The following is a 9,213-nucleotide window of genomic DNA, read 5'->3' on the forward strand; positions in this document are numbered from 1 at the left end:
CGGCCGGCCGCTCCGGCCGGCCGGGACGCCGCCAACGCACCGTCAGCGCGCGTCGTCCTCACCGGGATCGCGCATGTCGCGCCGCATCGCGACGTTGCCGATCAGCACCCCGCCGTCGACCGGCAGCGTCACCCCCGTCACCCAGTCGGCATCGCGGGAGGCCAGGAACGCCACCGCGGCGGCGATGTCCTCCGGCCGGCCCACCCGTCCCAGCGGGTAGTGCGAGGCGACCCGTTCCAGCACCGGGCGGCGCCGGTCCCACGCCGGGGTGTCGACCGTCCCGGGCGCCACCAGGTTGGCCCGGACGCCGCGCGGGGCGCTCTCGACCGCCAGCGTCCGGGTCAGGCTGCCGAGAGCCGCCTTCGCCGCGCTGTAGGCGTGGCCGCCGAAGTCCTGCTCACCGTTGACCGAGCCGACGGTCACGATCGAGCCCCGCCCCTCCGCCCGCGCCAGGTGCGGCATCGCCGCCCGGGCGCACCGGTAGGCGCCGTGCAGGGTCACGTCGAACGCGGCGAGCCACTCCCCCATGTCCGAGAGCTCCAGCAGGACCGTCTCCGGGGTGCCGGCGAAGGCGTTGTTGACCAGCGTCTCCAGCCCGCCCAGCCGCTCCGTGGCAGCCGCCACCGCGGCGTCCACCGAGGTCGTGTCGGAGACGTCGCACCGCAGTGCGACGGCCGTGCCGCCCTCGGCCGTGACGCTCTCGGCCACCTCCGCCGCCCGCCCTGCGTCCACATCGGTGACGGCGACCGCCGCCCCCTCCGACGCCAGTCGGCGCGCGACCGCCGCTCCGATGCCGCTGCCCGCTCCGGTGACCAGGGCCCGGTACCCCTCGAATCGCTGCATCGCCCCAGCGTAGGCCGCGCCTCGTGCCCGGGCCGGGAGCCGACGCACCCCGCGACCACCGCGCTCCCGTCAGCCTGCGGACGGTGCGCCCCGGAGCGGGGCGCACCCCGCGCTCCCGTGGTACTCACCTCGGTGCTGGGTACCACGGCGGATGCCGCAGGCCGACGCGCCGCGCGAGGGTTCCGGCATGAGCCCACGACTCGCCCGGCCGGTGCGTCAGCGCCGGGACGCCTCCCCCGCCGCGCGCCTGGCCGCGGCCACCCCCGCCGGCCGCGACCGGTACGTCGACCTGCTCCGCGTCGCCTCGCTGGCGACGGTGGTGGTCGGCCACTGGACGATGGCGGCGGTCACCGTCGGCCCCGACGGCGGGCTGGTCATCGGCAACCTGCTGGCGGAGGTCCCCGCGCTCCAGGTGCTGACCTGGCTGTTCCAGGTCATGCCGGTCTTCTTCCTCGTCGGCGGCTTCTCCCACGCCCTCGCCTACCGGTCGCTGCGGCGCCGCGCGGCGCAGGCCGGCTCCGCCGGTCCCGCCGGCTCCGTCTACCCCGCCTTCCTCCGTGCCCGGCTGCGGCGGCTGCTGCTGCCCGTCGCGGTCTTCGCCGGCGTCTGGGCGGTGCTGGCGCTGCTGCTGGAGGCGGTGCTCGGCGAGGGCGCGGTCCCCGCCGTGCTCCGGTTGGTCGCCCAGCCGCTGTGGTTCATCGGCGTCTACCTGGCGATGGCGGCGCTGACACCGCCGATGCTGCGGCTGCACGAGCGGTGGGGGTGGGGCGCCTTCGCCGCGCTGGCATCCGGGGGGGGTGCTGGTGGACCTGGCGCGGTTCGCGGGCGGCGTACCGTACGTCGAGTTCCTCAACTTCGCCCTGGTCTGGCTGGCGGTCCACCAGCTCGGCTTCCTCCGGGCGGACGGCCGGCTGCACCGGCCCGGCGTGCCCGCGGCGCTGGCGGTCGGCGGCCTGCTGAGCACGGCGGCGCTGGTGGGGGCCGGTCCGTACCCGCTGTCGATGGTGGGGATGCCGGGCGAGGAGGTCAGCAACATGGCCCCGCCCACGCTCGCGCTGCTCTGCCACGGCCTCTGGCTGGCCGGCGCGGTCGAGCTGCTGCGCCGACCGGCCGGCCGCGTCCTCGCCGTCCCCGGGGTCTGGCGGGCCGTGGTGGCGGCCAACGGCACCGCGATGACCGCGTTCCTCTGGCACCTCACCGCCATGCTCGCCGTCTACGCCACGCTCGTGACGCTCCAGGTGCCGCTGCCGGAGCCGGCGTCGGGGGCGTGGTGGGCGCAGGCACCGGTGCGGCTCGCGGTGGCCGCCGGGGTGACGGCCGGGCTGGTGGCACTGTTCCGGCGTCTCGAACTCCCCGGCTCGGGAGCCGCCTTCGGCGGCCGGACCTCGGCGGCTACCGCTCCCGGCTCGGTGGTGGTCGCCGCCATCGGTGTCACCCTCGCGCTGTTCGGCGTCCTCGGGGTGTCGATGACGGGGTTCGGCGGGATGCTGACCGGACACTCCGCCACGCTGGTCGTCCTGCCGGTCACCACGCCGTTCGCCCTGCTGCTGACCGCGGCGGGCTGGGCGTTGGTGACGTGGGCCGGCAGCACCCGCCCCCGCACCGAGACGCCCGGGGAGGGGCCGTTGGCCAAGGAGCGGTGAGGGGACGACCGGCGGCGGAGGGAACGCCTCCCGCCACCGCCCCGGGCATGACCCGGATCACGCGTCGCCCCGGGCGCCCCCGGCCCGTTGGGCCGTCCCCGCAGGTCTCTGCCACGGCCGACGCCCAACGCCCGTTCCAGCGTCAAAAGTTAACGGCGTCTTGGACACCCGTGACACGGTCCGGCACGCGGAAGCGTGGCACAATCCGGAGTGAGGCAGCTACGGCGAAGGCGGTGAGTGAAGGATGTTCCTGGCGCAAGAGGCGGACATCACCGAGATCATCGGTGGTATCGCTCCCGACTGGGGTCCTTTCGGATCACTTGGCGGCGAGGCGAGGACGATGGTCCAGGTGATCATGGCGCTTGCCATTCTCATCTGCCTGGCCATCGCGATCTGGGGTGCGGCCAAGCAGCGGATCGGTTCCACCGCGATGCGCGACACCTTCAGCGCGGAACAGGGCAAGGGCCTGATCGTCGCCGGTCTCACAGGCGTCTTCATCATCGGCTCACTCGGCACCTTGTTCACCATCGTCTACGGGATGGCCGTCTGACGGGGCGGCCTGTCCCCGCCCGCCGTCGCTTCCCACCGGCCGACGTGCGCAGGCCTTCTCGGCTCAGCTGACGCTGATCTCCAGGAGTTCGCTCCCGGACAGCGCCCAGAGCCGATCACCGTCAGCCGCACGGACGACGCGCAGGCTCTCGCCGGTCCCGAGGCTTACTGCCGTCGCGTCGGCCACGAGGTCGGCTCCGTCGAGCGGCAGCCTCCACAGGACATCCGTGAGGGGATCCGACACCCAGAGCGCGGCGGACGCGTATGCCAGCCCCTCTGCGTTCTCCGGTAGTCCCGCGTCGAGCTCGGTCGAACTGCCGGGCGTTGCCCCGTGCTCGAGATGTCGCAGCACACCGTCGCCCGCCAGGTACCAGAGGCGGCCCACCGCGTCCCAGTCGAAAGCGCGGACACCGGGATCGCCTGCCGCGACCCGCCCTCCCGGGCCGTGGGAGGCATCGGGGTCGCCTCCGACGAGCGTCACACGAGTGAGGACGTCACCGGCGGCGCCCTGGTCCGGACCGCCTTGTGCGGTGGCTGCGTAGAGCAGTTCGTCCGGGCCCAAAGCGACCGCACCGCCATTGGCAACCGATTCGATGGGCATGCCCGTCACAAGCCCCTGTGCGGGACTCAGTTGCGAGCCCTCGGCACGGTCCGGACTGTAGACGAAGCGGCTCACACGGCTGTCGGACGCCGTCGAGTAGAAGGCGTAGACGTGGCTGCCGTCGCTGTCCAGACCCAGAAGTCCACGTCCTGACTCCGGCTCGGCGGCCTGCACCGTCCCGACCGTGGTCGTGTCACCGGTATCGGGGTCCAGGCGGTGGACGGTGCCGGTGTCGCGGGAGCCGATGAGCAGGGCGCCGTCGGGGAGCACCGCCAGCCCCCAGGGGGCGCTGACGCCGTCGAGGGCGAAGGTGCGTTCCACGGTGGCGCTGCCCTCGGCGGGCGCCGCCGGCGGGTCGGTGGGGGTGGGCTCGGGCTCGCCGTCGGGTGCGCCCGGTGTGCCGGGCTCCTCCCCGCCGGACGGGCCGCCGCCGGCGTCGTCGTCCGGGGCAGGTGCGGGCGACGGGCTCTCCCGCTGCTCCGCTGCGGCGAGTTGCGCGGCGCGGTCGGCGGCGGGGCCACCGGCGCAGCCGGTGGCGAGCACCGCCAGTGCGGCGGTCAGGGCGAGCGCCGCCGACCGTGTGCCTCCCGGCCCGTACCTCGCCATGATGTCTGCTCCCTCGCCCAACTGCGGCCGCCTGCGCCCAGACTGCCACAGCGACGAGGCGAACGGGCGGTGCTCGCAGGGCAGAAGGCAGGGACGGGTCCGCCGGTCGGAGCGCACGACCCGGGTGGGCCCCGCCGCCGGCCCTGCCGGGGCGGACGGCCGCCGGCCCAGCAGAGCGGGACATCCGGGTCCGCTCCCGGGCACCGCGGGCTAGGGTCCTGGCATGACACACCTGAACGAAGGCCCGGCAGCCGAGCCTGGGCAGCCGCGCGGCGGTACGTCCGCGGCGGACGCCGGCGCGGCGGACGCCCGGCCGGCACCGGCGCTCCCCTCGCAGCAGGCCGGTCCCGGGAGCGGCGGCGCGGACACCCCGGGTGGCGGCGCGAGCGCGGGCAGCCCGCCGGGCGCCCGTGCCCTCGCGGTGTTCACCGGCTGGCGCCTCGCGGTCGCCGCGTGCGCCTTCATCGGGTACACGGACGTCGCCGTCCGGTTCGGCGACCCGCTGCTGGCGCTGGAGGACCTGAGCCACCTCGCCAGCTTCGTCACCGGAGTGCTGTACCTGGGGTTGGCGGCCTACCCGTTCGTCACCGGCCGGGTGCGCCTCGAACCCCCGAGCCCGTGGGCGCGCGGCGCCGCGGCGGTGGCGCTGCTGCTGGTGGGCGTGGTGTGGCACACGCTGATGGGCGGTCTGGAGACGGGCTACCTGACCACCTCGGCGCTCTTCACCCACCTGGTGACGCCGCTGGTGGTGCTGGTCGACTGGCTGTTCGTCGGCCGGAACCAGCGTCGGGCGCGGTGGTGGTTCCCGTTGACGTGGACCGTGCCGCTGCTCGCCTACCTGGCGTTCATGATCGCGGCGGGGGTGGACTCCTACAGCGACTTCCTGGACCCGGCCGCCGACGGGTTCGCGGTCACTCTCTCCGCGTTCGTCGCCGCGGTGGTCGTCGCCGGGTACGGGCTGCTGGGCGCCGCCCGGCTGACGCGGCCGGTGCGGGCCGCTGTCCCCGACGGTCCCGGGGCCTGACCGGGGCGACGTCGCCCCACGCGCGTACCGCTACCGCTACCGCTACCGCTGCCCGGGGCCCGTCGGCCGGGGGTGGTGCCGACGGGACCCGGGGGCTCGTGGGTATCGGAGCGGTGTGAGACCCCGCGCTCTCAGCCGCCGGCCCGGGCCGGGGCGGGGGTGACCGTGGGCGCGGCCGGGGGCGCGGCGGGCTGCTCCTCGCCGCCGGCGGGCTCGTCGACCGCGGGTTCGGCAGCAGCGGGTTGGGCCGCGAGCCGTCGCCGGCTCGCAGCGTCGGCATCGGCGTCGGCGTCCGGCGATGCCGTCGGCGCGGTGGCGGCGTCCGCCCGCCGGACGGCGAGGTGCGCGCCGAGCGGGCAGCAGAGCACCACCAGTCCGGCCCACATCGCGAACGAGAAGCTCCACAGGCCCATCATCAGCCCGATGGAGAAGTGGAACAGCACGCCGGCCGCCAGCAGCCGCCAGCGCCACCGCTGCGGCAGCAGCAGCGCCACCGCCAGTCCCAGCTCGATCGCCAGCGGCACCCAGGTGAGCGCGGCGACGCCGAGCGGGTTGCGGATCACCGGGTCGACCAGCGGTTGCAGCACCCCGGGGGCGCCGAAGGCCGGGTGGGTGGCCCAGTACCACATGACGGTCCCGTCGGCCCATTCCGCGTGGGGCAGTTTGGCGACGCACGCCTGGAAGTAGACCAGGGACATCTGCACCCGCACCACCACCAGCGCCGAGAGGCAGCCCAGCGCGACGGCGCGGCTCACCGGGGTCTCGGCGCGGTCCGCGGGGAGGCGGTCCCAGTGGAAGCGGCGCGGGTCGCCGAGAGCGGTGAGCGTCAGGAGCAGCGCGAGGATGGTGGCGATCTGGTCGCCGCCGTCCGAGATGGCGACGTTGCCCCAGACGCTGAAGGTCACCCAGGCGTGCGGCAGCGCGGTCCAGCGGGGACGCCATCCGGAGGCGACGACCAGCAGCACCGCCACGCACAGCAGCCGGGCCGCCGTCAGCCGGTCCTCCGGGACGAGGCAGAACACCCCGATCCCGTTGACGCCGCCGCAGCCGACGCTCTCCTCGATGCCGGAGACCGGGCGGAACAGGGTGTCGGTGGAGCTGAGGAGGACGGTCCCCAGCGTCGCCAGCGCGACCAGGGTGCGGGCGAGGCCGTAGACGGCGGTCCACGGCAGCGGGATGGTCCTCACGGGCAGGTCACCTCCAGGACGAGGGCGTTTTCGACGATGCGGGTGGTGTCGTAGAGGTCGCGCCAGGCGAAGGGCACGGGCGACTCGTGGACGATGCCCACCCGGCCGCAGAGCGTGGGCGAGGGGCCGGGGTTGACGACCTCGGCGCTGACGGGTGCGGCGGCCAGGCACGCGGGCGCGGTACGGCCCTCGCACTCCAGGGGCTCGATGTCGCGGGCCTCGTAGAACAGCACGCCGAGTTCGACGCCCTGCGCCCGGCTGGCCCGGTCGAAGCCGAACTCCGCGTGGCGGCCGAGGCGGGCGTCCTGCCAGCCGCCTGCGGTCTCCGTCCACGCGCCCATGTCGGGGTCCCGGGGCGACTTGGTGAAGAACGCCCAGCCCTGCGGGAGGACGGTGCGGCTCGCGTCGGTGACCGACGCCTGCCCGGGCAGCTTGACGACGTTGTCGGGCAGGTGGGCCTGCGCCACGTAGAGGGCGAGCACCGTCCACACCGCGGCCACGGCGGCGATCCAGGTGCGCGGCGTCCGGGTCGTCGGGGGCGCGGTGACCGCGATGCGGCCGCGCCACCGCGCGGGGTCGGTCCACTTCATGTCGGTGACTCCTTGGCGTCGCGGCCCACGGCGGGCGCGCGGTGAGGCGGGCGGGGCGTCAGAGCCAGCCCCGGTCACGGGCGAGCAGCGCGGCGTGCACCCGGTTGTCCGCGCCGAGCAGGTGGATGAGTTCGGCGACGTGCCGTCGGTAGGTGCGCAGCGAGAGGCCGACGCGGCGGGCGCCGGTCTCGTCCTTGCTCGCGCGGCACATCGCGGCGAGGACCCGGGCCTGCACCTCGCTGATGGTGCCGTCCCCCTCCGCGTCGGTCGGGGAGTCGGCGCCGTCGAACTCCTCGGCCTCCTCCCAGAGGCGGTCGAAGTCCCGGACGAGGGTGTCGACCAGTCCGGGTTCGCGCACGCAGAGCGTGCCGCGGTCGCCGTCCACCGGGTCGGCCGGGAGGTGGGCGACCTCCCGGTCGTGGACGGTCAGCGGGCGGTCCAGCTCGGGGGCGACCCGGACCAGGGCGCCGGCGAAGGCGAGTTCGCGGAGGTGGCGCACGACCCGGGGGTCCTCCACGGCGTCCGGGGGCACGAGTTGGCGCACGGTGGTGCCCTGGCGGAGGTGGCGGTGCTTCACCGGCTCGGTGCGGCGGATGTGGTCGGCGGTGAGCGTCTCGGCGGTCTCGGCGCTGAGGAGTTCGGCGCAGGAGATGAACGACAGCGCCCGCAGCCGCAGTTGGAGTTCGACCGGGTCGGTGATCCGCTCGACGAGCGCGGTCTCCGCCGGCGCCCCGCCGTCCGGCGGCACGGGGGTGTCGGCGCGGTTGCGCTCCAACTCCTCGACGATGGAACCGGTGTGGGCGAGGGCGCGGACCTGGCGCAGCAGGTGGTCCATGCGGTCGTCGACGAGCCGGGCGACGGCGGCGTCCGGCTCCTGGGCGCGCCAGCCCTCGCCGTGCTCCTCGACGACGCCGAGCTCCCGGAGCCGGTCGAGCACCGCCTCCACTGTGCCCGCCCGGGCTCCGAGCACCGACCGGAGGTGGTGGGTGGAGACCTCGGGTTCGGCGAGCAGCCGACGGTAGACGTCCTCCTCCGCGGGGGACAGGCCGAGCACCCGCATGACGCGCCGGCTCACCTGCGGCAGCCCTGCCCGTGAGGCGTCGGCCCCTGGCGACTCGCCTCGCACCTGTGCACCTCCCCCTGGATCGCGGTGTCGTTCGCGGGCCCGGCGCGACCCGGTTCCGGCCGGCGGGGTCCGGTCGGAACCGGGGCCGTGCCGGGCCCCGCCAGTACGGCTCAGGCAGTCCGGAGCGCCGTGGCGAGCTGGGCGATGCTCTCCTCCGCGCCGAGTTCTCCCTGCATGATCTGGCTCCAGTAGTGCTGGACGTCCCAGGCGTACTCGGCGTTGAACACGGCGAGGACGTTGCCGATCGCGGCGAAGTTGACGGCGAGGACGGCCATGACGCAGGCGCCCTGGCCGTACGGCTCGACCGCCTCCTCGACGGCGGTCTGGTGGGCGGCGAGGACCTTGGTGGCCGTCTCCAGGCCGCTCTGCACCCGGCGCGGGTCGCCACTGCGCAGGTCCGTGGAGAAGTCGGCGAAGAAGGTGGGCTCGTTCCGCTCGATGATGTCGAGCAGGGTGTCCGCGGCGGCGACCGCGTCGGCGCTGCGGTTGTGCTCCAGGACCTCCGGCGTGTCGTTGTAGAAGCCGGCCTTGATCAGGCCGTCGGCGACGGGGCCCTGGGTGAAGACCAGGCCGCGGAGCAGGTCGCGACCGTCCTCCGTCGCGGTGGCCGCCTGCTGCTCGATGAGGTGCTCGTGGCTCGCGGGGGCGGCGGCGGTCGATGCCTGGGCGGTGCCGACGACCCCCGCTCCGGCGAGCAGGGCGACGGCGGCCGCGGTGGCGATCGTCTTCGGTGAGAACTTCACGTGTGGTGCCTCCTGGACGGAACGACGGTGGGCCCCTGCCCCGGGCCGCGGCAGCACGGCGACACCGCGGCTGGTGCGCGGCGACCGTCCGGCGGTGGGCTGGGGGAGATCCACACCCTGCCCAGCGGGCGCCACCGCCCTCAAGAGGTGAGGACGGGCACATGGTGCAGCGGGTTGCAGCATGTTGCCGGAACCGCCCCGTCCGCCGCCGCTCGTCCCGCGCGCCCCATCCGCCGGGCCGGCACTTGTTGACGAAGTGTCGGATGTCGGTGTCCCAGTCGGCGGACCGGGGGTGCATCTC

Annotated in this window: 8 protein-coding genes and 1 pseudogene; 3 read left to right on the top strand and 6 right to left on the bottom strand. The window is 75.1% G+C overall.

All coding sequences use genetic code 11. The features are described 5' to 3' along the window. Positions 1–42: 42 nt before the first annotated feature. The gene (locus HCN52_RS17860) at positions 43–843 is read right to left on the bottom strand and encodes an SDR family NAD(P)-dependent oxidoreductase (RefSeq protein WP_168089455.1); all 801 of its coding nucleotides are present in this window, start codon (positions 841–843) and stop codon (positions 43–45) included. 187 nt (positions 844–1,030) lie between these two features. On the opposite strand from HCN52_RS17860, the pseudogene HCN52_RS17865 reads away from it, so the two are divergent. Together HCN52_RS17865 and HCN52_RS17870 are read left to right on the top strand one after the other, a co-directional pair. Beyond that, positions 1,031–2,486 (top strand): annotated as a pseudogene (locus HCN52_RS17865) (acyltransferase family protein). 244 nt (positions 2,487–2,730) lie between these two features. Beyond that, entirely contained in the window at positions 2,731–3,036 is a 306-nt protein-coding gene (locus HCN52_RS17870; protein WP_168089456.1) for a DUF8827 family protein, read from the top strand. 63 nt (positions 3,037–3,099) lie between these two features. On the opposite strand, the gene HCN52_RS17875 is transcribed toward HCN52_RS17870, so the two are convergent. Beyond that, the gene (locus HCN52_RS17875; RefSeq protein WP_168089457.1) at positions 3,100–4,242 is read right to left on the bottom strand and encodes a PQQ-dependent sugar dehydrogenase; all 1,143 of its coding nucleotides are present in this window, start codon (positions 4,240–4,242) and stop codon (positions 3,100–3,102) included. A 223-nt stretch (positions 4,243–4,465) separates the two neighbouring features. Here HCN52_RS17875 and HCN52_RS17880 point away from each other — a divergent pair, with 223 nt between their 5' ends. Continuing rightward, positions 4,466–5,266: a hypothetical protein gene (locus HCN52_RS17880; RefSeq protein WP_209314681.1), complete on the top strand. Its 801-nt coding sequence runs from the start codon at positions 4,466–4,468 to the stop codon at positions 5,264–5,266. 131 nt (positions 5,267–5,397) lie between these two features. On the opposite strand, the gene HCN52_RS17885 is transcribed toward HCN52_RS17880, so the two are convergent. The 4 genes from HCN52_RS17885 to HCN52_RS17900 form a co-directional block, all read right to left on the bottom strand. Then, positions 5,398–6,453: a sporulation-delaying protein SdpB family protein gene (locus HCN52_RS17885; protein WP_168089458.1), complete on the bottom strand. Its 1,056-nt coding sequence runs from the start codon at positions 6,451–6,453 to the stop codon at positions 5,398–5,400. Beyond that, positions 6,450–7,043 carry an SdpA family antimicrobial peptide system protein gene (locus HCN52_RS17890; protein WP_168089459.1) on the bottom strand — a complete coding sequence of 198 codons (594 nt, stop codon included), beginning with the start codon at positions 7,041–7,043 and terminating at the stop codon, positions 6,450–6,452. Before HCN52_RS17890 ends, HCN52_RS17885 begins: the two co-directional genes overlap by 4 nt. Before the next feature lie 58 nt (positions 7,044–7,101). Continuing rightward, on the bottom strand, positions 7,102–8,169 hold the full coding sequence (locus tag HCN52_RS17895) for a helix-turn-helix domain-containing protein (RefSeq protein WP_168089454.1): 1,068 nt from the start codon (positions 8,167–8,169) through the stop codon (positions 7,102–7,104). Between the two features lie 110 nt (positions 8,170–8,279). Beyond that, positions 8,280–8,912 carry a sporulation delaying protein family toxin gene (locus HCN52_RS17900; RefSeq protein ID WP_168089460.1) on the bottom strand — a complete coding sequence of 211 codons (633 nt, stop codon included), beginning with the start codon at positions 8,910–8,912 and terminating at the stop codon, positions 8,280–8,282. Positions 8,913–9,213: the final 301 nt, after the last annotated feature.

It is taken from the genome of Streptomyces bohaiensis (genome assembly GCF_012033785.1).
Taxonomy (GTDB): domain Bacteria; phylum Actinomycetota; class Actinomycetes; order Streptomycetales; family Streptomycetaceae; genus Streptomyces; species Streptomyces bohaiensis.

What these genes read in the sequence shown, in the direction of transcription:
- HCN52_RS17860 (WP_168089455.1), bottom strand. Translation starts at nt 843, where the DNA reads ATGCAGCGATTCGAGGGGTACCGGGCCCTGGTCACCGGAGCGGGCAGC.
- HCN52_RS17870 (WP_168089456.1), top strand. Translation starts at nt 2,731, where the DNA reads ATGTTCCTGGCGCAAGAGGCGGACATCACCGAGATCATCGGTGGTATC.
- HCN52_RS17875 (WP_168089457.1), bottom strand. Translation starts at nt 4,242, where the DNA reads ATGGCGAGGTACGGGCCGGGAGGCACACGGTCGGCGGCGCTCGCCCTG.
- HCN52_RS17880 (WP_209314681.1), top strand. Translation starts at nt 4,466, where the DNA reads ATGACACACCTGAACGAAGGCCCGGCAGCCGAGCCTGGGCAGCCGCGC.
- HCN52_RS17890 (WP_168089459.1), bottom strand. Translation starts at nt 7,043, where the DNA reads ATGAAGTGGACCGACCCCGCGCGGTGGCGCGGCCGCATCGCGGTCACC.